Origin of the sequence: Dechloromonas sp. CZR5, assembly GCF_008711155.1 — a bacterium.
Classification (GTDB): domain Bacteria; phylum Pseudomonadota; class Gammaproteobacteria; order Burkholderiales; family Rhodocyclaceae; genus Azonexus.
Map to the genome: position 1 here is coordinate 214,962 of NZ_VUYQ01000003.1, position 21,914 is coordinate 236,875.

The window sequence follows — 21,914 nt, forward strand, 5'->3', positions numbered from 1 at the left end:
TTCGGGGATAGCCCATGAAACTGATCGATGTCGTCACCGGCCCCTGGGCCATCCAACCGGACAAGCTGGTCGAGATCCAGGCGATCTACGCCACTCATCTGCGTGGCGAAAAGATCGACATCGAGGCCGTCGAAAAGCGCCTCGGCCGCCCGCTGAACAATGAGCCGAAGGGCTACCAGATCGTTGATGGCGTGGCTGTCATTCCGGTTTCAGGTGTCCTCTCCAAGAAAGCCAACCTGTTTACGCAAGTTTCCGGCATGGCGAGTACCGAGATCATCGGTCGCGATATTCGCCAGGCTGCCGCCGATGGCTCCGTCGCCGGCATTGTGCTGGTTGTCGATTCACCGGGCGGCACGGTTGATGGCACGCAGGCCCTGGCCGATATCGTCAGCGGTGCCCGCGCTGAAAAGCCGGTCGTCACCGTTGTCGATGGCGCCATGTGTAGCGCCGCTTACTGGATTGGCGCTGCGGCTCAGGAAGTCTACATCTCTTCGGCAACCGATCAGGTCGGTTCCATCGGCATCGTCTTCGCCCACAAGGACATCTCGGCCGCCGAGGCCATGCAGGGCGTCAAGACCACCGAAGTCACTGCTGGCAAGTTCAAGCGCATCGCCTCGAATTATGCGCCGCTGTCGGAACCCGGCCGCGCCACGATGCAGGAAACAGCCGATTACCTCTATTCCCTTTTCATCGGCGCTGTCGCCCAGGCGCGCGGCGTCTCCGAGGAAAAGGTCTTGCAAGACATGGCCGATGGCCGCGTCTTCATTGGACAACAGGCCATCGATGCCGGACTCGTGGACGGTGTTTCCACGCTGGACGGCGCGATTGCCCGTGTCAAGCAACTCGCTGCCGGTGCTGTAGCGAACTCGACAACCTCCCCGAAAGCCGAAGGAGAAATCATGGATCGTGAATCCATCCTGGCGTCTCATCCCGAGATTGCCGACGCCTTCCGTGCCGAAGGTGCGACCGCCGAGCGCGAGCGCATCCTGGGCATCGAAGCGCAGGCCATGCCCGGCCACGAAAAGCTGATCGCCTCATTGAAGGCTGACGGCAAAACCACCCCTGCCGATGCTGCCATGCAGATTCTGTCTTCCGAACGCGAAAAGCTCGGTGCCATGGCTTCCAGGCTGTCGTCTGATGCGCCGAATCCGGTGCAACACGCCGCTGCGCCCGTCGAGGACGAACTCAATGCCGGGGGCAATGATCGAGCCTCCTTGCATGCCAAAGCCAAGGCCTACCAGGCCGCCCATCCCGGAACTGACCTGATGGCCGCCCTGCGTGCCGTCGAGGCTCAATAAGGAGACAGTCCCATGTCAAATCAAAACCTCGCTGTTCTCTCGCTGTCCCTGAAGCTGACGGGTACGGTAACTAACAATCGCTTTGTCACCCCGGCTGGCGTACAAGCCGGCGCCGGTGCCAACACCCTCGGCGTCAGCCGTCAATCGGGGGTTGCCGGTGACATGGCCGCCATCGATGTGTTGGGTACCGCGACGCTCGAATCCGGTGGTGCTGTTGCGGCGGGGGCCACCATCGCCTCTGATGCCACCGGTCGCGCCGTCACCTGGGCCTCTGGAGCCAAGGTTGCCCTGGCGCTCGAAGCTGCCACTGCAGCGGGTCAGGCCATCGAAGTCTTGCTCATCCCCAACGTCGCCTAAGCGCGACGGATATCCGAGTTCACAAGGAGAATGGAAATGCAAAAAATTCTTACTGGCCGCAATCTGTGGCTGGCCGTTGGTCTTGTCGTCGCGGCTCTCTCCGCTCACGCGGGCTGGATTGATCCGAACATGGTTGATCCGAACATGGCCATTGCGTTCGGTGCCATCGGCGCCACGCAGATGAGCAACAGCCAGGCCCGCGTCATCGATCCGATCCTGTCGGAAGTTGCGCAGGGCTATCGCAATGCCGACATGGTCGGCCTCAACCTCTTCCCGTATGTGCCGGTTACCTCGCGCGGTGGCAAGATCATTGCCTTCGGCAAGGAAGATTTCGCGCTGTACAACACGCAACGTGCGCCGGGTGCCAACACCAAGCGTATTCAGTTTGGCTATGCGGCCGGAAACTATACCCTCGAGCAGCATGCCCTTGAGGCGGTCGCTCCGTGGGAGCTTCAGCAGGAAGCCTCGGTCGTTGCCCAGGTCAATCTGGCCAACATGGCCGTCCGCAAGGTGCAGAACATCATCGCTCTGCGTCTGGAAAAGGCTCAGGCCGATATCGCGACCACGGCCGCCAGCTACGCCGCTACCAACAAGATAACCCTGTCCGGTGCCAGCCAGTGGTCTGACTACTCCGGCACCTCCAATCCTTCCAAGGATATCGAGACCGGCAAGGAAGCCATTCGCTCCCAGATCGGTCGCCGTGGCAATACCGTCGTGCTGTCCGCTCAGGCTTTCAAGGCGGCCAAGCAGCATCCGTCCATCATTGACCGGATCAAGTACACCGGTCGCGATGTCATTACTGCCGAAATGCTTGCTGCGCTGTGGGATGTCGATCGCGTGGTGGTCGGCGATGCCGTTTATGCGGACGCTAGCGGCACCTTGACCGATGTCTGGGGCAAGTTTGTGGTCGTTGCCTATACCAACCTCAGTGGCGTGGCGGATTTCGGTGAGCCAACCTATGGCTACACCTACCGTCTGGATGGCGCGCCATTCGTCGAGGAAGGCTACGCCGACAAGAATGCCAAGTCCGACATCTATCCGGTGACGGATGAAGTCGCACCGGTTCTGACGGCGGCTCTGTCCGGTTATCTGATCAGCAACGCCGTCGCCTAATAACCCCTGAAGGGCATTTCGCCCGCACCGCATCGCCCCGGCCGGGAAGCACTGCCGGCCGGTTGGGCGATCAAGGAGAATTCAATGGCCAAGAAAAAATACGTAGTGCAGACGCCTGTACGCCACGATGGCAAGGATTACGCGCCGGGCGAATCCATCGATCTCGACATTCCAGACGATCACTATCTGCTGACCGATGGCGCCGTCGCGGATGGAAAAGTCGTCAAGGTGGCGAGTAAAGCAAAAACGGATTCCGCAGCTGAAGCCGCCGCTGCCGCTGAAGCCGCCGCTGCTGCTGAAGCTGAAGCTGCTGCTCGCAATCAATCGAACGAACCCGGGCAGGATCAATAGAGCATGTGGAATGCCGCCGACCGCGCTGCGCTGATCGATCCGGACCTGCCGGGCTACGCGCTCGCCGTCAAGACCGATCTGAGCGTGGTCGCCGGCTTGTTTCGCCGTACCCCTTCCGACGCCCTTGGCATCGTTCGGGGAAACAACCCGGTCTTTTTCTGCGAAGAGTCGCCCGCTCCGCTTCGCAACGAATCCCTGGTGATTGACTCGGTTACCTATCGGGTCGCCGGAAGGAGTCCGGATGGGCAGGGCTTCGTGTCGCTTGACCTGGAGAAGGTCTGATGTCCCACGTTGCCGACCGCATTCTTGCCGCCGTTCTGAACAATCTGTCCGGTATTCCTGGCATCGCAACCGTCGACATCAAGCCGCTGGATCTTCTCGAGGAAGATCAACTGCCGGCGGTACTGATCGACGAGATCGACGATGAAGTGCAGTCCGGTTACCTGCCGGGTCATTTCCCCGTCGATACAACCCGCAAGCTGTCATTCGTCGTGAAGGTTTGCCTGATGGCAGCCGCCACTGATTTCAAGCTGCTGATCGGCGGCCTGCATGAGCTTGTTGAGCTGGCTCTGGTCGGCTCCGAATCCGCTGTCAGCCTCAATGGGCTGCTGACCCGTGGATTGATGGTCCATGGCGGTTCCCTGTTTTCTGATTCCGAATCGCTGCAGCAGCCGGTCGGCGGCTGGCGAATTCCCGTTACCTGCACTTACAACCTGCGCTCGGACCAGCCGGGCAAAACCGAGAAGGAGCTTTAATCATGAGTTTTATCGGCACCGGCAAGATCAAGCTTGCCGCCTACGCTTCCGGCGTATCGTTCGCTCTGCGCAAATTCATCGATACCGGCAATGCGTCGACGCTCGAATACACCTTCTCCGAAGAAAAGAAGGAGCTCAAGGATTATCAGGATCCGGCCGGCGGCGTGGCGGCATCGGTCTCGAAGGTGGACAAGGTCGAAGGCAAGATGACGCTGCGCAAGATCAGCGCGGCCAATCTGGCGATGGCGCTGTGGGGAACAAGCAGCGTGCTGAACACCACGGCGATCACCGGTGAGGCGCATGTCATCAATGCGGATTCCTTCATTCCGACCAACCGCCTGATCAACACCAGCGTCGCGCCGGTGGTCAAAAAAGGTGCGACGGTTGTCGCCGCTGGCGATTACACCGTCTCGAAGGGCGGTATCACGATTGCCGCAACGATTGGCACGGCTGGCGTTGTCAATGGCGATTCGATCACGATCGATTACACCCCGCTTGCCTCGCTCGACGTGCAGGCCCTGGTCAGCAGCGCGCCCGACATGTCGCTCTTCTTCGAAGGGGTCAACGCCGTTGACGGCAAGTACTGCACCGACCGACTGTTCAAGATCAAGCTCGGCACGGCCAGCAACATTTCGCGTATCGGCGATGACTTCGCGTCGCTCGATATAAGTTTCACGGTCCAGAAGGATACGACCGTCACCGGCGCCGGCATCAGCCAGTTCCTGAAGCTGGAAATCGAGACTTAAGCGATGGCCTCGTTTCCCGTCCCGGTCGGCAGCAAAACGGTCAATGTCATCGAACTGACCGTTTTGCAGGTTCGCGAATGGATTGCCGCAGTGGAGGCCGGCGACATTGTCGACCCCCTGCGCGCACTGGTTCTCGACGATTGCACGCTCGATGATCTGGCGCGCATGTGCGACTTCAGTGGTGACGATCTCGAGCAATTCACGCATGCCGAACTGCTCGCCATCCGCGACAAGGCAAGGGCACTGAATCCCCATTTTTTCAGGGTGAGGGAGGCGCTTGCCCGCGTCTCCCTCCAGATCACGGCCGGTCTCGCCTCGCTGGATTCGACCGCGACATCGCAATCATGACCACGGCCGGGCATCCCAATCTGCTCGGCTACCCCTATCGACTCTACATAGCGGCACTGGAGATTCGTAACCGTGGCAAAGCCTGAAGCCAACATCACTATCAGCGCCGACGCCACGGGTGTCACCAAGGCTGTCGCCGTTGCCAAAGGGTCGCTGAGCCAGCTGCAAAAGCAGTTATCAGCCTTGCAGGCATTATCAGCAACGGCATTTCCTTCGCTTGGTTTAGGTTCCGTTGCTGGAATTGCCACTGTTGCTGCCGCATCGCTCGCTACTCTAGTAAAGGTTGCTGCCGACTACGGTGATCAGCTGGACAACATGAGCCAGCGTACAGGGGTGGCTGTTGAGGAGCTTGCCAAACTGCAATATGCCGCCAAGCTTTCCGATACAACGACTGAGTCGCTGGGAAAAGGACTTGCCTACCTGTCTGGTCTGGTTGTTTCAGCGGCCAATGGAACCAAAGAATCAGCTGCCCTATTTGAAAAGTATGGCATTGCTGTCCGTAATACCGATGGTTCTGTTCGCGATATCAATGAGGTCATGTACGACCTGGCGGATATTTTTGCGGCTCTTCCCGATGGCACGAACAAAACGGCATTGGCCGTCGACTTCTTTGGCAAGAAGATGGGGGCTGAACTTATTCCGCTGTTGAATCAAGGAAGCGCAGGATTAAAGGCGCTTGGTGACGAGGCGGAGCGTATAGGTCTAGTTCTTGGACCGGAACAGGCAAAGGCGGCCGCAGATTTCAATGACAACCTCGATCGACTAGCTGCGATGTCGAAGGCTGCCGGTGTGTCCATCGGTACGCTGTTGGTCCCTGCGGTCAATACATTCCTGCAAAAACTGGTCTTTGCCCGGTCGAACAAGCTGTCTATTGGGCAGATTCTTTTTGATGTGCTGCCCGATCAGGGCGCGACGATTGCCGAACAGATCAAGAAAGTTCAGGCCCAGCTGGATAGTCTCAATTCCACCAAGGGCAACAAGACGAAACAAGCATTCTCCGGCATGACCGATGCCGATATCGATGCGGAGATCGCCAAGCAGCAGAAGCTGATGAATTACCTGCGCGACCAGCAAAAGCTGATCGATGGCGACCAGGATGCATTGAACAATAAGCGCCTGAACCAACAGGCGCAGCTGGCTCTCAAGTTGCAGAAGCTCGAGAAATTGCGCGCAATCGCGGCTGGCGAAGCTTCAGCGGATATTCTGAAGTCCGACAAGGAACTCAATGCGGCGCGGCTAAAAGAGGCGGAGTCGCTGCGGGATGCGTTGCGCGCTGCTTACCAGTCGTCGGTCGAGGAGGCACGAAAGGCATCCGATGAGGCTTCCAGGCTCACGGACAAGGCCCGCGCAAAACGCAACAGCACGGCGGACAAGATTTATGACAAGTCGCTCAATGGCCTGTCTGAAGAAGAAAAGGCCGCGGCGAATGCCCAGCAGGCACAGAATCTGTACGACGAGGGAAGATACTACGCCGCTGCAGCCGCTGCTGCCCAGCTGGACGGCCGTCTCAAGCAAATGGAGCAGTACGCCAAGAAGGCTGACGAATTCCTGTCGCGGGCCGAATCGTATGCCGATAAATCAGGAAATACTGATTTGATGGCCCAGATTGGTGAGGCACAGGCCCGCGCGATCGATGCGCAGGCCAAGGCCAAGGAACAGGAGGCTAAGGATCTCGAGAAACGTGCCGCCGATCAGATGGCGACGCTCAATGCCGTCGAAGCCAAGATCAGTGATCTCAAGAAGGCTGCCACGAATTTCGAGATCAAAGCTGACATCACCAACCTGGAATCAGATATCGGGAAGATCCGGGCCGAGATCGAGAAGGGCGCCACCATGCCCATCAAATTCAATCCGGTCGGATCGCCAGAGGCGATTGCTGCAGCGAAGACTTCAAACATATCAGCCGCTGACCTTCCCGGCTTGTCATCCGGCGGTTACACCGGGCCCGGCGGCAAGTATCAGGTCGCCGGCATCGTGCATGCCGGAGAGTATGTCCATCGGCAGGAAGTCGTTCGCCAGCCGGGCGCCTTGGCCTTCCTGGCGCGTTTCAACCAGATCGGCATGAAGGCGCTGGCCGGGTATGCCGATGGCGGCCTGGTGACGCGTATGAATCTGCCTGCCGTGTCGGATCCAGTCGCCGCCAAGTCCAGCACCACACTGGTATTCGACTTCGGGAAGCAGGGCCGCTACCAGGCAGAGGCAAAGGTCGACGATGCCCAGAGGATCGTCAATGTATTCAAGAAGGCTGCTCTGGCTGCGGGGATAAGATAAATGGCGATTCCGTCCTTGATAATCGCTGGCATCGATCTGTCCATCATTGGCTGGCTCGAATTCTCCCAGCGCATCGAACCGATTGGTGGATCAACTACGCGTCGCATGGCGAATGGCGCGGCGTTCAAGATGAAGCACTGGGGTAAGCATCGCATCACCCTGTCTGCTGCCGGCTGGGTTCCAGCGCCGCTTAATGCCATCGATTACGGTCAGTCGTTTGAGATCGAATTACCGTATCCCGAGTCTTTCCGGATTGGCGAGCAATTGCCGGCCGGATGGTCTCAACGTGCTGCGCCATGGGATGAAAAGTTTGTGACTGACCAGGCTGGCGTCGCTATGCGCCTGGTCTGGCCAAAAATGACCGTGATCACAGACGGTCCGATCAAATCCAGCGATCAGAGCGCGACGCGGTCGTGGGAACTCGTTTGCGAGGAAATATAGTCATGGCAATCAAGCATAAGAAGGTATCCGGTGCGCCGAATGTTGATTTCCAGCATATAGGCGGCGGAGACTGGGATGATAACCATCTATACACGGCCGGTACGCCATTTGTCGCTGGTCGCTTCTCAGCCTTTTTCGATGGTTCGACGCTGGCAAAAAACCAGTCTTCATCGTTTTTTTATTTTAATAAAACACAGGATGGCGGCTATAAGTTGCTTGTCGATCGTGACCAATTGCCGGTTCCGATTGGCGCGACAGTGAGGTTTTCCGGCGTTGCATCTATTTTTCCATTGCCTTTGCCGGCCGGCTGGTCATTTGATTGTTATGCCGAAGACGGGGCAATTGATTTCCAGTTTTTGTATAACAATGACCCGGCTGACCCTGGTTTTACATGGCGCGTTGAAGGCGCTTTATTTGCCGAGGTTGTCTGATGTCTGCGTTCGACTCGGCATTCGATTCGTCGTTTGATGTCGCGTCCGGTGGCGGCGGTATAGTTGTTCCTGACCCAGTTCTTGTCGGGTCGCTATCTGTCTCGTTTCAATGTCGAATTTCAGTTGTTAATCCGCTGTTGTTCGACTCGTCAGCTGGCGCAGTGAGTTGGTATGCGACGGTTATGGTCGGTGGTCTGGATGTGTCAAGCCATCTATGCGGGCAGGTTCAGATCAGTGGCGGCGAGTCGGAGTCGAGAGTTGCTTCGTTCTCATTGATACCGCAGTCAGTCGCGCAACTTGATTCGTTTGAGTCGGCGCCGGTTACCATTGATCTGACATTATTCAGGCCTGGTCAGACAGCGACTTATCGTCGCTTTACTGGTCGCGTTGAGACGGTCAATTTCAATCCGGCGGAGCGCCTTGCAAGCATCGCTTGTCGGGATGGCTATCAGGAACGCATCAAGGCCATCAGGTCGGCGGCGGAGGCCGCGGCATTGACGGGCGGGCTGGCCGTTTCCGATCAGAAGGTCATGGCGTGGATCGATAGCGATCCTGACCCCGTCGGATATTTCAACAACCTCCTGCAGACCATGCGGGGTTGTGTCGCGATTGATTCGTCCGGTTTATGGCAAGCCATTCCATGGAACATCGGCACGCCATCGGTGTCGTTCGATGACAGCGAAATCATGGACAGCAGCATGACGCTAAGCCGGCCAGATCGTGCCGATGTCCCTGAGTCGATCGTGGCAACGCTCAACCATCGTTTTTACCGCCTGCACGCTGCAGCGGTTCATTTGGACTGGTCCTGTGTTAGTCGGTACGACATGGTCATCGATGGACTTCCGGCGGCGCCCAAATCAATGATCATGTCGGCACTCAATAACGCGAGTGGCTGGCTGGTAAAAGGCGAGGTCGCCATGACGGAGCCGCCTGTTGGCGGATCGCTCGTTCAGGTTGGTCCGCATTCTGTCTCCTATCTGACATCTTCACAGCAGGCCGCCTTGACTTGCCAGTCCTTTACAGCCTGGATGTACCGTAGGTGGTATCAGCAGGTTGAGGTTCGTTATCGTGTCACCGTCGCAACGGGTGGCGCGTCGGAGCGCGATGAGTCGATCACTGCCAATATTGAGTCGACGTTCGATGCAGCCTCCTGGGAGTCCACTCCGACTGCAGAAACGTCGAACGGCATTTATGCCGCCAATGCCCCGGTCGTCTCCGTTCAAAAGACCGGGTATGAAGGGCTCAAGGCGCCCTGGCCACAGATCAACCGGGCGCTGGATCACTATGCCGATCTGACACCGGCTGATATATCGATCAGTGTCGAGTATGTCGTCGCGAAGGCGTTACACAAGGCGGCGGCTGGAGCCCGAAAGCAAACAATCCAGTTCGAGCGACCGCTCGATCCTCGCTGGGAAATCGGTAGTGTCATCGGCGCCCATGCATATGGCGTTTCAGGCGTAGGTCAGCTGGTATCGTTCAAAGATTCACTTGATCACGACTCGGGAGAGGCTGTCAGCCAGTTTGTGCTGGCCTGCCCCAAGGGAAATTCAAGCCAGACCAATTTTTCTTCCAGCATCGTGCTGCCGCTGCCAGATGTTCAGCACAATTTTGGCATGTATCCGCTGAGCAACTGGTTCGGCGCCAGTACGCGGACGCTGCCAAATCCTCCGGAAGACCAGCTGGTCGGCTTCCTGTTCAACGTGCAGCCGTTGTCCGAGGCAACTTTCCCGGCCTACAGCACTTATGACGCGGCTGCACCGGTGTACAACCAGCAATTCAGAATCGTGATGCCTGGAATTCCGGCCAATGTCAGGGACCCGCTTGTAATCGACCAGACCATTACGGCGACCATCAATATCGCCGGCAGCGGCGTCGAGGTTACTTTCTGATGGAAACCAGCTTCGGATTTTTCCTGGACCCGGCATGCACCACGCCCATCGTGTCATCGGTCCAGTTTGTTCAGGCGATATCCAATCCGTCACCGGATAAGCGTGTCGTCTACTTTGGCAGTCCGCTGGCTGGTCGGTTTGCGGTGATGGCTGACGATAGCGACATCACGGCATCGATCAGTGGCCCGGCGGCCTCCAATGTCACCCTGGCCTTGTCCGAAGCTGATCTTGGCGTCAGGAACCCAGGGGCTGCATTGCCGATCGCGGCCCGGGTGGATGGCGGTCCCGCTGGCGTTGTCCCCATTTATATCCGCGCGCTCGATAGCACCCACGTTTCCGGCGAGCGCAGTTTTTTTATCAGCACGGCGATTTTTGAGGAGTGGTCTCAATGAGCAGCAAGGATCTGACAGAGGCTTTAGCGGCCCTGACGGAGCAGGGTGTTTCCTCGAAAAAGGAGCCCATGGTACCCCGCGGTTCAGTCACCTCTACGAAGTCATCTGCATTGTTGCCTGGTGGTGCTGCTACAGGTCGTGGCGGGTCGTCAGGTGCTGACCTGACAGAACTTTCCTATGCAAGCAGGACTTGGCACGATGCTGTTTTAATGCCGAGTACTGACGGTATCCTGTTTGCGCGCCTTGTGCCGGCAAAGACGGTTAAGTTCGTAGATGCAGGGGGAAATCAGGTCGTCTATGAATTCAAGGCGCCGCAATGACTACTTTGCGCGGAACGATCTTTGATCGCATCGAAGTCTGGGGGCAGCCTTGGCATGGCCTAATGGATCAGGCCGGGGTTCTCGACCTCGGCGGCGGGAAGACCAAGATCAGTTCATATATTCCAAATGGAGGACAGGCGCAGCTGGTGCAATTTGACGGACTCCCTGTTCCGGTTGATCGTGCATGCGATATAGCTGAGGGTGCATCGTGGAAAAACTGGGCTATTTTGGCCGGAAACAGTCGGCAGTATCTGCCACTGATCGACTACAAATTCGGGGCTAACACCTGGCTTTATCGAACGGCCGACGGAACAGTGTGGTGCTTGCGGTTGTATTGCTCAGGTATCAATGATCCTGTAGTTATCCAGGCAAGAAACGTTAACAAGAATGGCGATATGTTCCAGACCGTCTACACCGGTCTGGATGATTACAAGTCAGTCATACGTCAGATAACCAATAGTCAGATCACTGCGCTATCTGCTTCAAAGACTGGCGCAACGGCAATTGTCAATCTTCGCCAGATCTATACGGCCTCGATTTCAATCACATCGAATCCGAACTGGATCGATACCTACGCGATAAATTTCCAGCCGACGAGCGCCAAGTTTGCCGAGATCAATGTTAGCGGCGGCGACTCGACCAATCCTCCGACCGTATCGGTCAGCCTTCTGAGCAGCGCCGATGAGTTCAGTCGTCAATCCTATTCAGCGCACAGCAATGCCACCGTGCGAGATCACGCAAAATGGATGGTCGGTGCCTGGATGCGGCCGGACGGAACGGTTGCCAGGACATATCTCGATGTTGATATCACCAGGACACTGAGTGGGAATGGAACATGGTCCGCCCTGACAGGGGTCAATGTTGTCGGCAAGCTTTTCATGCCCAGTGGCGAGGTCCAGATTCTCACCCTTTCGTCAAATGCCACCGTATCGGGAAGTGGCGGTTATCTGTCAACCACAACTACCTCAACGCCACCTGGAACAACAACCAATACACAGGCGCAATTTGGAATATCACATGCCTCATCGCTTGATGGGGCAGTCCAGAAATTCGAGGTCAATGGCGTTTTTCGAGTCATTGGAGGGCTTGGTCAGCAGATCAATTCCGTGACGCTTCAGGAATACCAGAGCGGTGAATGGTGTCAGCATCCGATCACCGGCGAAATCACGTTAGCAGGGCATTTTTTTTAGTAGCTTAGCATCGGCCCCGCAGAGGGCAGAAAGGAAGAAGACCATGCCGGAACGAATCTCATCCTTGTGGCACTGGATACAGACATTCGCGTCGCCCCTGCTGTTTGCCTTTGTCGGGATCATTATCGGCGTCGGCCAGTTGCTGGCCAGCGGCGAGGTGCTGACGTTACGCATCATCATCGGCCGCTCGCTGTCGACTGCCGGCATTGCCATGGCGGCCGGCGCGGTGCTTGTCCTGGTTCCCGATCTGCCGCTCGTCGGACAGATCGGCGTCGCGGCCTTGCTGGCCAGCTTGGGCACGTCAGGCCTCGAGCGTCTGTTCCAGCGCGTTATCCAGGGGAGGGCAGCGTGATGGAAGTGGCTATCGTGATTGTCATCGGCCTTGTGCTGGCCGTCATCGGCGCATGGGAAGTGGCGCAGCATAAACATCCGCGCGGCAAGCTGCCGGAGGATATCCAGTGAACGATTACGACTGGATGATCGAAGGTCGTCGCTATCTTGGTCTCAAGGAGATACCGGGCAGCGCGACCAATTCAGTGATCGCCCGCTGGCTGGTCGAGTTGTCCGCCTGGTGGCGAGACGATGAAACGCCCTGGTGTGGAACCTTCGTCGCACATTGCATCTGGCATGCCGGCTATTCCGTACCGAAATACTGGATGCGCGCTCGCGAGTGGGCCGGCTGGGGCCGTGAGCTGGAAATCCCCATCGTCGGCTGCATCGTCGTGTTCGAGCGCCAGGGCGGGGGGCATGTCGGGTTTGTCGTCGGCCAGGATGAGCGCGGCAACTTGCTTGTGCTGGGGGGAAACCAGGGCAACAAGGTCAGCATCGCCGCCTTTCCTCGCCTGCGTGCCGTTGCCTACCGCTGGCCGGCGGCCGTGCCGATTTTCAATCTCGATCCGTTGCCGGTGATCGCCGGCGCGGAATTGTCACCCAGCGAGGCCTGATATGCCGCCTCTGAATGTACTGGCCGCCGAATACAAGTTGGTCATCCTGCTCCTTTCGCTGGGTGGCTGCTATGTCTGGGGCCGTCACGATGGCGCCGCCCTCGAGGCTGCAGCATCGGTTCGTGAGACGGCTGTTGCCGAAAGGGCCGTCGCCGCGGCCCAAGAGGGTGCGGCCAAGGAAATCGCTAAACTGGAGATCAAGCATGTCACCCTGCAGCAGCGCATCGAGCGCGAAACGCGCGAAATCCCTGTCTATCGTGATTGCCGGCATTCTGCTGACGGCCTGCAGCAGCTTAACGCCGCTCTCGAAAATCGATCCGTCCCCGCTGACGGTGGCCAGCTGCCCGGAAACGCTGGGCCCGGTGCGCGACGATAGTTTTGGTGCAACAACCGAGAAGCTTGCCGAGGTAGCCGGCGTGTATTACCGATGCCGCGCTTCCGTTTTTGGGAGGGCAGGGGAATGAGCGCGGAAATCGTTGATCTTGAAAAATGGAAAGCCAGCCACCCGCCGCTCGTGCGATTGTGGGTAGCTCAGGGCCGCGCCGTCGCGGCCTGGTAGTCGCTATTCTTCAGTGCCTTCCGGCGGTAGGCCGGCGCGTATCGCGGCATACAGTATTGCGGCAATGACTGTGTGTACGTACAGTATGTGGATGCTGATCTATCTCCAACGACTGCGCGATCACGGCCGGGCGATCCCGAAGTGGCAATTCGCTACCCTGCGGCCTATTCCGGGGGATTTAATGCTGCGCGAAGAGCGCGACGACGTGCTCAACAGGCATACCCGGGTCGCCCGTTTGCGGGCGCCTGGCGGGGCGGCGGCGCTGGACATTCCCCGGCTGCTCGATGCGCAGCTGATCGAGCTCAGCGACTGCCGTCTGATCCTGTCCGGCATCGAGCGGATAGAAGAGCCGCTTGTGAATCGGGTTGAGGATTTTGCTCAGACGTGGGTGTGTTGGCTGAAAGATGATTGATCGATATTCTGCTTTGTAAGCCGGTGATCGGTCGGGGTATATCGAAACTGCTGGTCGGCATGGCAATCCTATTCTTCGTTGCTTTCCGACGGTAGAATGCGCTATATCCAGTAGCCGAGGGCTGTCTGGTTGTTGAAGTGCAGTAGTTCGATTCCCCATAAAAATAATATCGATCTACGCATTATTTACGCACTGCGCCCTGAAAGGCGCGTTTTTGGCTGATATTTGGTGCCCGTCCCGGGTACCATCCATCCTGTTTTTAGCAACAGCGATTTCCCGCAGGTAAATCCTCAATGCCGGCTACGGCAATCAGAGTATCTGGCGGTTTATTTCGGCATTGTTTCTTGGGTACGTGCAGGTACAAAGATGATTATTTACGACCTTAGCTGCGATAACGATCACAAATTCGAAGGTTGGTTTCGTAGCTCAGACGATTTTGAACAGCAGCTTCACGCACACCAGATCATTTGTCCGCAATGCGATAGCGAAGTAGTTCGTCGCATACCGTCTGCTGTAGCAATTTCATCTAACGCAGGTAATCAAAGAGAACTTGCAGCCAGCCCCGCAGGCACGTCAGGGAGTACCGCACTCATGCCAGTAGGCATTCAGGCAATGGCGCTCTATCGTCAATTGGTTGATGCCATTGTTGCCAACAGCGAAGATGTTGGACAATCCTTCGCTGAAGAGGCAAGGAAAATTTATTACAGCGAAGCTCCGGAAAGACCCATTCGTGGTCAAGCAAGTGCAGATGAGTGCGAAGAGCTTAGAAACGAGGGGATACAGATTCTGAGTCTCCCTGCGGTAAAGGAAGAGGATCTTAACTGATCCTTTTTTATGCCTATTATTTTACATAATACAAATTATGCGTGTTAAAAATAAGCAAAGTTTCCCAAACAGTCGATTTTTTCATTCCCCGATGAAAACGACCCGTTTTAGAAAGCCAGTCCGCCTATGACAAATAATTTTGACGATTGGCGGCATCTATCTGGGATATTAAAACGATGCAAAAAATTCATGGAAATTCTGCTTATGACATCGCTTATCAACGCTGGTTTTCTCGTTACGAGGTGGAACGGCGGCGGCAAAAGAAACGCAAGGCAGCACGTTTAATCGGGTTTCCTGAGCCGCCTACGCATCCGGCCGAGATTGCCAATGTGGTCGACCAGCTGGGCGTTCGACGGGTGCTTATGGTTCTGGATGTTCATCGCAGCACGTTGGCGCGGTGGCTTGCCGGTGAAAGCGTTATCCCGCGATCGGCATGGCTTGTCCTGGTGATGCTGGCCGAGGGTCGATTACCGGGTATGTCCGAGGATTGGCGAGACTGGCGTTTTGATGGAGACCGGCTACAGCTCGTTGGAACCCGGTTAAGTTATTCAGCCCGGGAAATTGCGGGGTGGCAATATCAGGTTGCTCATGCAAAGGCTTTGGCCAATCGAGTTGACGAGCTGGAGGCGCAGCAGGATTATTTGTTGCGAATCGGGAATTTTGATGCGGCAAACGATGCAATTGCCGTATAGCGAATCCCTTCCGGGCTAATAAACATGCAATCAACGCGGAGAACTAGAGACAGAGGGACAGGAGCGATTTCCACAGCCCCACGGTTTGTCAAAGATAGACTCCGACTTTAGAACTTTCGGCGATTCTTGAGGATACATACGATGAATCGCAGATGCCTGATTTTGAGCGTTGATTGCATCCTGGCGGTGCATTTGCTCACGGCCAGCTAGCCACCCGCGCTGACGATTTAAATCCGCTTGAGCCCGATGCGAATCCACATGATCCGTTTGGGAAGACCCCGCAAGCGTATGCCCTACCTCGCAAGGCTTTTCTGTAAAGACAACCTGACCACTAGACGACTTGCATTTGTAGGCGTCAGCAAGAACAGATTGAGAAAAAACGGCGAGAAACAGGAAAACGAAACGCATAGTCAAACCCCATCTAAATCTAAAAAGCCGCTGCGGCCTCCGGTTTCACTCAACGCCTGCAATGCTTCGGGATTTCCTTGGCCTCTTCTTCGTTTGGGACCTTGGCAAAGCTGAAGTAGCAATGATGGGTTCCGTCGTCCAAATCCGGCCACTTGGTATGAATCATCACGTTGGTGACGCGCCAGCCGTTTTCGGTTTTGGTCAGGAAATAGAGGTTGCGGCCGAGATCGAAATTCGGCGGATTCGAGATTTTCTTGTTGCCGGCGGGGAAAACTTCTACCTTGGCTCGGTTTCCGGAGACGACTGGGGGTTTGATGTAGGGAGATGGGATAGCATCAACCCTTATATCCGATGGCATATCTTCGGCACCCAAATATGGATAACGGCTTGGTGCATCACATCCAAGCAACCCAGGTTTAATTTCCCGTTTTCTGACAACAAGGGGATCAAAGAACTCGTTATGAAGTTCACATTTTTTTTGCGGCTGATATTTTCCCGACTTATTTGGTACACGATTTCTTGCAAATGGACTGCCATCTGTTTTAGAGAACTCTCCAAATTCAAACGTATCGGGATCATACGAATACATCTTCTCAATAAACTGTTTCACTTCTTTTTGCTCTGGCGTCAGCGTATCGGCTGACCAAGCCATGCCAGCCGTCAGCAGCACCAGCAATCCATAAACTGTTGTCAGATAATTCATTCCTTTGCCTTTTCTTCATTCAGGTATTGCTCAAACAGCATTTGGAAGTAGGCCATGTTCATGGGCTTCTTGTCCGCTGTCAGCCGATGCGCATTTTCCTTGCCGCCGGGAAGGCTTGTCCACTCGCTCGGCAAGGCCAAACTACCGTTCGGGCCTTTGAGTTCCAGCGCCTCCTGGATACGCCCAGTGCGGATCAGGTGCAAGACACCTCGATCCTCCAGTTTCATGACAGCGATCCGGTCCTGGATCATAGGGCTAAAGCGATCTCCTTTCGGCTCTATCAGTCCTTTATCAAAAATTTCTTTCCAGGTGCCCGCGAGAATCTGGTACGCCCCGGCCGCCGTCGACCCCTTGACCGGTTTTCCTTGCCCATCCCACGGATGCGTCTTGTAGCTGGCGAAACGGTGGTCTCCCGAGGGAAGTGGCGCATTCAACATCTGGTAACGCTTGCTGTCATCCTTTTCGGCTTGGCACTCGAACTCGCGAATGCAGCGCAGGAAGGCACGGATGCGTTGTGTTGGCAAGGGATCAAAGATTTTGCGGTAGATGCGAATATTGACGTACTCCGGGTAATACTTGCCTTGCTCTGGATATTGTCCATTGGGATTTTTCGGATGTTCCCTAGTCCAACGAGGATGCCCTAAGAAGGTTGGTGGCAAAGGAATGAAATCGCTGACATAAAAATCGTAGTCCCGAATATCGATATGCCCATGGTTCGGGCTTTTCGGGTCTTTTCTCTTGCGTTGCTCCCAAGTGGTGTCCGACCATGCGTATACGATCACATCGCCTGCTGCCGCCCAGCGTGCATCCGGCACTTCCGTCGTGACATCCTTAAATCCCTTGGCAATCAGGGCCGGCCCCGCTTTGCTGGCAGACTCCTGGATAGCACGATCTTTCTCTGCAGCCAAAATGCCGTCAATGATCTTGGTACGGGAGAGCGCTACTTTGACGTAGGTGTAACAGAGACCGCGGGATCTATATGATTCTTTTTCGTTCCTCTCATGCTTAAACGTCCCCTTCCCCATCGAAGCCAGAACCGCTGCCGTTCCCTCACCCGATGCCTTGTAGTCGTACTCCGTCTGCCCCCTTGCAAACTCCAGTAACGCTTCGACCTTCTTCACCATCTCGGCATCGACCTTGACCGGTGTGGCAGGCACGGTACCGCCCTTTGCCACCGGTGCCTGCGTTCCCCACAGGTTGAAGGTGGGCATGCGCCAGCTGTTCCACCAGTCGATGGCTTTTTTGGTGATCACGGCCAAGGGGTTGCCGTTGTCGTCGCGCCCTTTTTCCAGCTTGGGTTTGACTTCCTCCTTGCCGGAGATGTGTTGGGGCGGCTTGTCGGTTTGCTGTTTGGCTTTGGCTTCCGGTGGTTTGGGCTGTGCCTTGGGCTTGGGGGGTGTTTTGGGCGGTGCAGTTTTGTCGGTGGTGGTTGGCGTTGGCTTGGCCGTCTCGGTCTGTTTGGTTTCGGCTTCGTCGAGTGGTTGCGCGGTGTCGACAGGTCCGGATTCTTTCGCTGCGGCGCTCAGATCACCGAGATCGCCCTGCTCCGGCTTCGGAATGTGCTCCTCCGCTTTGCCGGGTTGGCCTTCGTGCTTTTCGGTCCGGGTTTCCAGTACCACGTTGGGGCTGACTGCGGTGAGCACACCATCGCTCGACGGCATGCAGCATTCGCCGATTTTCTTGTAGCTGCCATCAAAGCGCTGAACGGCAATGCTCAGGGTTTCACCGGGCGGCGCTTCGACGGGTGAAATGGCGCCTTCGGCATCGGTGCGGGCTAATAGTTCTCCACCTTGCCAGCGGACAGCAACGCCCATTTTGGAAATGGGTGAGCCGTCGAGTGCCAGGAAGTTGATATCGAGCGTGGGTTGCCTGGCGTTCTTTGCGCTCGTTGCGTCTTCGGAGGACAAGCTACCTTGCTCACGTTCGGTTTCGGCGCTTGTCTGATCTTCTTCGAGCAAGGCGGCATCGGTTTGTGCGTTCATCGCTGTTTCTCGCTCAGAGGTGGTTTACATCCTGGAAGAAGAGCCAGGCGCCTTGGCTGATGACGACTTTCACTTTTTCCGGTTGTGTGGAACGGATGGTTCCGGTGGTGCCTTCGGCGCTCAATTGGCCAGCGGCAATCTTCTGGCCTTGTTCGTTATAGGCTTCATAAGGCATGTTGGCGTAGAGTGCGCCGCTCTGTGGATCACCGCCGATCAATCCCGCGACGTTGAGCCGTTGGCTATAGCTGATCTTTTCGGTGATGTTTGTCTGAGCCAGATTCAGTTCCCCGGCGGATGGCGAGCTGGGCAGTTCGACAGCTGCCGACTTCGGCCCCGTCCACTCCTTCTTGGAAGCCTTGAATTCCACCTTCTTGGGCGCATGCAATTCGATGTTGCCGCCCTCGATCTTGAGGTAAGCCCCCTGGGCGGTAGCGAGGATTTTCTGTTTGGCGCCGGCGGTGAGTTTGCCGGTGGTGCTGGCGAAGGTCACTTTCTTGTCGGCGGCAGCCGTGGTCTTGCCGCTCTGGCTTTGCAGGCTGACCGCACCGCTGGCGGCATGCAGGTGGATGCCGGTTTCCTGATTGGGTTTTTGTTTGTCGGTGGCCTGGCCGGCGGTGAAGATTGCCAGGCCCTCCTTGACGGCGAGGCTGTGGTTGCCCTGGGCGATGAAGTTGGTGTCGTGCCCGGTGGCGATGGCGAGGTGCTTGCCGGCGGCGAGGAGGTGGTGTTCCGGTGTCAGCAGGGCGATGCCGGCCGGGGCGCTCAGGTGCAGTTGCGGCTGGCTCCAGGCGGGGACGGTGCCGGTGCCGCCGAGGGTGGCCTTGATACCGCCGCCTTGCCCAGTGTCGGTGTTTGCGCCACAGCGGGCGGTGGCGCTCAAGGCGGTTTCGGCCTGTTGCAGACTGTCGATGGCCGGGAGTCGGTCGGCCTGGGGATCGCCCTTGAGTCCGGCGTTCTGCTTGTGGGCGAGATCGGCCAGGCTGTGGCTCAGGGCTCTGGCCGCCTGGGTCTGGGCGATTGCCTCGCGGCTGTCGAGGTGCGTGCTGCTGGCGTTGGGCCGGACATCGGCGCTGAGGAGCAGTCCGTTACCGGCGCGTAGCGCCAGGCTGGCCTGGGTTTGCAGTTCGCCGCCGTGGCCGCGGTCGGCTTGCCGGGCATTGTCGGTTTGCTGTTTGAGGTGGCCCAGTTGTAGGGTGCTTTTGTATTGGGTAGTGGCCAGTTCGATGCGGGCTTCGCCGGGGGTATCGTCGAAGACGAGCTGGTTGAACCCGCCCTGCCCGCTCTTGCTGGTGGACAATTGCTGGGTCTTGAGGCCGGAGAGGCTGGCCTGATGGGTGTGGGCGAGGTCTTCCTGGCCGGCGAAGAAGGCCGGGGCATTGGCGCTGGTTTGCTGGGTGCCGCCGGCAATCCGGTTGCCCGGGGCATCGGGATTGCCGCTGCCGTTGTAAGCGGTGCCGACGATGAGAGGACGGTCGATGTTGCCGTTCTGGAAGGCGACGAGGACTTCTTGCCCGGGACGTGGAACGAGATGGCCGCCCCAGTTGGCGCCGGCGACCGGGGTCATGACGCGCAGCCAGACGCCGAGGCTCTGGTTGGCCGGGGCGTTGTTCGCTCCTGTCGGGTGGTCGTGCCGGGCACCGGCGTCCTGTCCCCGTTGCCAAGGGAACTGGACGCGGACACGGCCGTCGCGGTCGGTATGGGTGGGGCCGCCGTCGCCCACGACGATGGCCGTCAGCATGCCGCCGGCAGTCGGCCGGGGATGGATGGCGCGACCATGGGCATCGTTCATCAGCGGCTTCCAGGGGATACCGGCGCGGATGGCGGTGAGCGCGTTGCGGTAGTAGTCGACGGCGGGTGTCTCCGCGGCTTCCCCTTCCCCACTGCCGATGAGATCGAGGGCGGCACGGGCTTCGCGTGTGATGGCGGTGATCAGGAACTGGCGTTGTTCAGGCTCGTCGCGGTCGTGTTCGGGGTGATCGGCGAGGGTGAAGGTGGTGCCGGGGGCCGCTGTGCGTACGGTGCCTTCGCCGGTGAATTGCTTGACGCGGGCATCGATGGCCTGGCGCTGGTTGCCGAGCATGCGTTCGCCGTGGGCAGTGGTCTGCCAGGCGTATTGGCCGGGATCGTGCCAGGCGGCTGTGCGCGGTATCGGTCCGGCATCGATGGCGCTTGGGACGCTTTGCGTCCGGGTGGAGAGGCTGCGGTAGTCCCAGCTGCTGGCGTGGCTGTCGGTGGTGTCGAGCTGGCGCAGGCCGCTCCAGCGGTCGAGGCTGTCCTCGGCGAGGGTGGCGCCGGCCTGGGTGAAGCGGATGCGGGGCTGCGGGTTGGGCGTAAAGGCGCTGTTGGCGTCGGCGATGACGAGGGTGTGGCGGCCCAGGGTTTCGCCTGCATCCGCCTGGTGCTCGAACCAGCAGAAGAGACCTTCTTCGGCGAGCAGTCGTTTGAGGAAGGCGAGATCGCTTTCGCGGTACTGGGTGGTCATGCCCCGCTTGGGGTAGGCCGCCGGATCAGCCAGTTGCCAGCGCCAGGCAGGGACGAGCTTGCCCTGCCCTTTCCAGTCAGACAGGAGTTCGTCGACGATGTCGATGACGCTCTTGTCCTGAAAGAGGTAGCTGTCCCGGGTGTGGCCAAGGAAGGAGAGCCAGGGTTCGATGATGAGGCGGTAGCGGGCGAAGCCGCCGTCCGATCCTTCACGGGTGATTTGGGTGATGTGGCCGTGGAATGGGCGACTCAGGGTGCGCGAAGCAGACGTCTGCAGGTCGAGGCGAGCCGCTTGGCCGAGCAAGGCGGTGAGCGAGAGGTGGGCGTCGGGCGAGCGGGCGGTGAGCGCGATGCGGTAGCCGGCGTGTTCGCTGACCGGGCCGAGGGCTTCGTCGATATGGACGGTTTCGGCCAGAAGCGCATCGGGACCGGCCGGCGTGGTCAAGGTCAGCAAGCGGTCGGTCTGGCGCCAGCCGGCGCCGCCGGTGAGGGTGTCGAGGATGGTGTTCATAGTCGGGTCTGCCGTGAGGGGCCTGGCTTTAGTGGAGTTCCCAGAAGCGGGCTTCGAGCGGGTACCGGATCTGGGCGGCGGCGCACAGGGCGTGTGCGTTGCTGCCGTTGGCGAGGCCGATCAGCCCGCCTTGCGGGCCGCTGCCCGAGATGAAGGCGACGATGCCGCGCCGCCCGAAGAGGCGGTCGGCGATGTCGACTGGGCTATGGTCGATGGAGAAGGTTTCGGGGGGTGCAAAACAGTGGGCCAACCAGTCGGCCATGTCGTTGGCGCCGGTGAAGACGCGGCCTCCCGCGTGCGGGCCGGTCGCGATGCGCAGCGAGCCGGCGACCGGAACGCCCAGGGAGAGCATGGCCAGACTGGTCAGGAAAGCGCCATTGTCGAGGTGGGCGGCCTGCAGGTCGCAACCTGCCTCGACGAGTCGGGCGGCGTGACCGGCGGCGGCATGCTGCCGCCAGGCATTGGCGAATCCGCTATAGCTCAGGTTGAACATGG

25 protein-coding genes are annotated in these 21,914 nt (G+C 58.0%); 21 read left to right on the forward strand and 4 right to left on the reverse strand.

The features are described 5' to 3' along the window. The first annotated feature begins 14 nt into the window (after positions 1 to 14). From F1002_RS09885 to F1002_RS09985, 21 genes are all read left to right on the forward strand, one after another. A complete protein-coding gene (locus tag F1002_RS09885) occupies positions 15 to 1,298 on the forward strand; it encodes a S49 family peptidase (RefSeq protein ID WP_150428869.1) in 1,284 nt (427 codons plus the stop codon). Positions 1,299 to 1,310: 12 nt separating this feature from the next. After that, positions 1,311 to 1,655 carry a capsid cement protein gene (locus tag F1002_RS09890; RefSeq protein ID WP_150428870.1) on the forward strand — a complete coding sequence of 115 codons (345 nt, stop codon included), beginning with the start codon at positions 1,311 to 1,313 and terminating at the stop codon, positions 1,653 to 1,655. Positions 1,656 to 1,691: 36 nt separating this feature from the next. Further along, on the forward strand, positions 1,692 to 2,768 hold the full coding sequence (locus F1002_RS09895; RefSeq protein WP_223879531.1) for a hypothetical protein: 1,077 nt from the start codon (positions 1,692 to 1,694) through the stop codon (positions 2,766 to 2,768). Positions 2,769 to 2,852: 84 nt separating this feature from the next. Continuing rightward, positions 2,853 to 3,119, forward strand: coding sequence for a hypothetical protein (locus tag F1002_RS09900; RefSeq protein ID WP_150428871.1), 267 nt, complete (start codon positions 2,853 to 2,855; stop codon positions 3,117 to 3,119). Between the two features lie 3 nt (positions 3,120 to 3,122). Continuing rightward, the gene (locus F1002_RS09905) at positions 3,123 to 3,401 is read left to right on the forward strand and encodes a hypothetical protein (RefSeq protein WP_150428872.1); all 279 of its coding nucleotides are present in this window, start codon (positions 3,123 to 3,125) and stop codon (positions 3,399 to 3,401) included. Next, complete coding sequence (locus tag F1002_RS09910; RefSeq protein ID WP_150428873.1) at positions 3,401 to 3,874, forward strand: hypothetical protein; 474 nt, start codon at positions 3,401 to 3,403, stop codon at positions 3,872 to 3,874. Before F1002_RS09905 ends, F1002_RS09910 begins: the two co-directional genes overlap by 1 nt. Positions 3,875 to 3,876: 2 nt before the next feature. Next, positions 3,877 to 4,620: a hypothetical protein gene (locus F1002_RS09915; RefSeq protein ID WP_150428874.1), complete on the forward strand. Its 744-nt coding sequence runs from the start codon at positions 3,877 to 3,879 to the stop codon at positions 4,618 to 4,620. A 3-nt stretch (positions 4,621 to 4,623) separates the two neighbouring features. Next, a complete protein-coding gene (locus F1002_RS09920) occupies positions 4,624 to 4,968 on the forward strand; it encodes a hypothetical protein (RefSeq protein WP_150428875.1) in 345 nt (114 codons plus the stop codon). A gap of 72 nt (positions 4,969 to 5,040) precedes the next feature. Next, positions 5,041 to 7,239: a hypothetical protein gene (locus F1002_RS20965; RefSeq protein ID WP_191090361.1), complete on the forward strand. Its 2,199-nt coding sequence runs from the start codon at positions 5,041 to 5,043 to the stop codon at positions 7,237 to 7,239. Further along, positions 7,240 to 7,680 carry a hypothetical protein gene (locus F1002_RS09930; protein WP_150428876.1) on the forward strand — a complete coding sequence of 147 codons (441 nt, stop codon included), beginning with the start codon at positions 7,240 to 7,242 and terminating at the stop codon, positions 7,678 to 7,680. Positions 7,681 to 7,682: 2 nt separating this feature from the next. Further along, positions 7,683 to 8,111, forward strand: coding sequence for a hypothetical protein (locus F1002_RS09935; RefSeq protein ID WP_150428877.1), 429 nt, complete (start codon positions 7,683 to 7,685; stop codon positions 8,109 to 8,111). Beyond that, a complete protein-coding gene (locus F1002_RS09940) occupies positions 8,111 to 10,000 on the forward strand; it encodes a hypothetical protein (RefSeq protein WP_150428878.1) in 1,890 nt (629 codons plus the stop codon). Before F1002_RS09935 ends, F1002_RS09940 begins: the two co-directional genes overlap by 1 nt. Beyond that, positions 10,000 to 10,392: a hypothetical protein gene (locus F1002_RS09945; protein ID WP_150428879.1), complete on the forward strand. Its 393-nt coding sequence runs from the start codon at positions 10,000 to 10,002 to the stop codon at positions 10,390 to 10,392. The genes F1002_RS09940 and F1002_RS09945 overlap by 1 nt, the downstream gene beginning before the upstream one ends. Continuing rightward, positions 10,389 to 10,712, forward strand: a complete 324-nt coding sequence (locus F1002_RS09950) for a hypothetical protein (RefSeq protein ID WP_150428880.1) — start codon at positions 10,389 to 10,391, stop codon at positions 10,710 to 10,712. The genes F1002_RS09945 and F1002_RS09950 overlap by 4 nt, the downstream gene beginning before the upstream one ends. After that, positions 10,709 to 11,902: a hypothetical protein gene (locus F1002_RS09955; RefSeq protein WP_150428881.1), complete on the forward strand. Its 1,194-nt coding sequence runs from the start codon at positions 10,709 to 10,711 to the stop codon at positions 11,900 to 11,902. The genes F1002_RS09950 and F1002_RS09955 overlap by 4 nt, the downstream gene beginning before the upstream one ends. 43 nt (positions 11,903 to 11,945) lie before the next feature. After that, positions 11,946 to 12,254 carry a hypothetical protein gene (locus tag F1002_RS09960; protein ID WP_150428882.1) on the forward strand — a complete coding sequence of 103 codons (309 nt, stop codon included), beginning with the start codon at positions 11,946 to 11,948 and terminating at the stop codon, positions 12,252 to 12,254. Positions 12,255 to 12,360: 106 nt separating this feature from the next. Beyond that, positions 12,361 to 12,846 (forward strand): TIGR02594 family protein, encoded by a 486-nt coding sequence (locus F1002_RS09965; RefSeq protein ID WP_223879532.1) that lies wholly within the window; start codon positions 12,361 to 12,363, stop codon positions 12,844 to 12,846. Between the two features lies 1 nt (position 12,847). Continuing rightward, positions 12,848 to 13,222 (forward strand): hypothetical protein, encoded by a 375-nt coding sequence (locus tag F1002_RS09970; RefSeq protein WP_150428883.1) that lies wholly within the window; start codon positions 12,848 to 12,850, stop codon positions 13,220 to 13,222. 274 nt (positions 13,223 to 13,496) lie between these two features. Then, positions 13,497 to 13,817: a hypothetical protein gene (locus F1002_RS09975; RefSeq protein ID WP_150428884.1), complete on the forward strand. Its 321-nt coding sequence runs from the start codon at positions 13,497 to 13,499 to the stop codon at positions 13,815 to 13,817. Positions 13,818 to 14,183: 366 nt separating this feature from the next. Continuing rightward, positions 14,184 to 14,642 carry a DUF1178 family protein gene (locus tag F1002_RS09980; RefSeq protein ID WP_150428885.1) on the forward strand — a complete coding sequence of 153 codons (459 nt, stop codon included), beginning with the start codon at positions 14,184 to 14,186 and terminating at the stop codon, positions 14,640 to 14,642. A gap of 176 nt (positions 14,643 to 14,818) precedes the next feature. Next, positions 14,819 to 15,334, forward strand: coding sequence for a hypothetical protein (locus F1002_RS09985; RefSeq protein ID WP_150428886.1), 516 nt, complete (start codon positions 14,819 to 14,821; stop codon positions 15,332 to 15,334). 457 nt (positions 15,335 to 15,791) lie between these two features. Here the strand turns inward: F1002_RS09985 and F1002_RS09990 are convergent, their stop codons facing one another. From F1002_RS09990 to F1002_RS10005, 4 genes are read right to left on the reverse strand one after another with little or no spacing between them, the layout of a single operon-like run. Continuing rightward, the gene (locus F1002_RS09990; RefSeq protein ID WP_150428887.1) at positions 15,792 to 16,445 is read right to left on the reverse strand and encodes a hypothetical protein; all 654 of its coding nucleotides are present in this window, start codon (positions 16,443 to 16,445) and stop codon (positions 15,792 to 15,794) included. Beyond that, a complete protein-coding gene (locus tag F1002_RS09995; RefSeq protein ID WP_150428888.1) occupies positions 16,442 to 18,427 on the reverse strand; it encodes a glycoside hydrolase family 104 protein in 1,986 nt (661 codons plus the stop codon). The genes F1002_RS09990 and F1002_RS09995 overlap by 4 nt, the downstream gene beginning before the upstream one ends. 13 nt (positions 18,428 to 18,440) lie before the next feature. Beyond that, the gene (locus F1002_RS10000; RefSeq protein ID WP_150428889.1) at positions 18,441 to 21,419 is read right to left on the reverse strand and encodes a type VI secretion system Vgr family protein; all 2,979 of its coding nucleotides are present in this window, start codon (positions 21,417 to 21,419) and stop codon (positions 18,441 to 18,443) included. Between the two features lie 28 nt (positions 21,420 to 21,447). After that, positions 21,448 to 21,912: a hypothetical protein gene (locus F1002_RS10005; protein WP_150428890.1), complete on the reverse strand. Its 465-nt coding sequence runs from the start codon at positions 21,910 to 21,912 to the stop codon at positions 21,448 to 21,450. Positions 21,913 to 21,914: the final 2 nt, after the last annotated feature.

Coding starts and splice junctions, on each gene's coding strand:
- F1002_RS09885 (WP_150428869.1), top strand. CDS start 15: ATGAAACTGATCGATGTCGTCACCGGCCCCTGGGCCATCCAACCGGAC.
- F1002_RS09890 (WP_150428870.1), top strand. CDS start 1,311: ATGTCAAATCAAAACCTCGCTGTTCTCTCGCTGTCCCTGAAGCTGACG.
- F1002_RS09895 (WP_223879531.1), top strand. CDS start 1,692: ATGCAAAAAATTCTTACTGGCCGCAATCTGTGGCTGGCCGTTGGTCTT.
- F1002_RS09900 (WP_150428871.1), top strand. CDS start 2,853: ATGGCCAAGAAAAAATACGTAGTGCAGACGCCTGTACGCCACGATGGC.
- F1002_RS09905 (WP_150428872.1), top strand. CDS start 3,123: ATGTGGAATGCCGCCGACCGCGCTGCGCTGATCGATCCGGACCTGCCG.
- F1002_RS09910 (WP_150428873.1), top strand. CDS start 3,401: ATGTCCCACGTTGCCGACCGCATTCTTGCCGCCGTTCTGAACAATCTG.
- F1002_RS09915 (WP_150428874.1), top strand. CDS start 3,877: ATGAGTTTTATCGGCACCGGCAAGATCAAGCTTGCCGCCTACGCTTCC.
- F1002_RS09920 (WP_150428875.1), top strand. CDS start 4,624: ATGGCCTCGTTTCCCGTCCCGGTCGGCAGCAAAACGGTCAATGTCATC.
- F1002_RS09930 (WP_150428876.1), top strand. CDS start 7,240: ATGGCGATTCCGTCCTTGATAATCGCTGGCATCGATCTGTCCATCATT.
- F1002_RS09935 (WP_150428877.1), top strand. CDS start 7,683: ATGGCAATCAAGCATAAGAAGGTATCCGGTGCGCCGAATGTTGATTTC.
- F1002_RS09940 (WP_150428878.1), top strand. CDS start 8,111: ATGTCTGCGTTCGACTCGGCATTCGATTCGTCGTTTGATGTCGCGTCC.
- F1002_RS09945 (WP_150428879.1), top strand. CDS start 10,000: ATGGAAACCAGCTTCGGATTTTTCCTGGACCCGGCATGCACCACGCCC.
- F1002_RS09950 (WP_150428880.1), top strand. CDS start 10,389: ATGAGCAGCAAGGATCTGACAGAGGCTTTAGCGGCCCTGACGGAGCAG.
- F1002_RS09955 (WP_150428881.1), top strand. CDS start 10,709: ATGACTACTTTGCGCGGAACGATCTTTGATCGCATCGAAGTCTGGGGG.
- F1002_RS09960 (WP_150428882.1), top strand. CDS start 11,946: ATGCCGGAACGAATCTCATCCTTGTGGCACTGGATACAGACATTCGCG.
- F1002_RS09970 (WP_150428883.1), top strand. CDS start 12,848: ATGCCGCCTCTGAATGTACTGGCCGCCGAATACAAGTTGGTCATCCTG.
- F1002_RS09975 (WP_150428884.1), top strand. CDS start 13,497: ATGCTGATCTATCTCCAACGACTGCGCGATCACGGCCGGGCGATCCCG.
- F1002_RS09980 (WP_150428885.1), top strand. CDS start 14,184: ATGATTATTTACGACCTTAGCTGCGATAACGATCACAAATTCGAAGGT.
- F1002_RS09985 (WP_150428886.1), top strand. CDS start 14,819: ATGCAAAAAATTCATGGAAATTCTGCTTATGACATCGCTTATCAACGC.
- F1002_RS09990 (WP_150428887.1), bottom strand. CDS start 16,445: ATGAATTATCTGACAACAGTTTATGGATTGCTGGTGCTGCTGACGGCT.
- F1002_RS09995 (WP_150428888.1), bottom strand. CDS start 18,427: ATGAACGCACAAACCGATGCCGCCTTGCTCGAAGAAGATCAGACAAGC.
- F1002_RS10000 (WP_150428889.1), bottom strand. CDS start 21,419: ATGAACACCATCCTCGACACCCTCACCGGCGGCGCCGGCTGGCGCCAG.
- F1002_RS10005 (WP_150428890.1), bottom strand. CDS start 21,912: ATGTTCAACCTGAGCTATAGCGGATTCGCCAATGCCTGGCGGCAGCAT.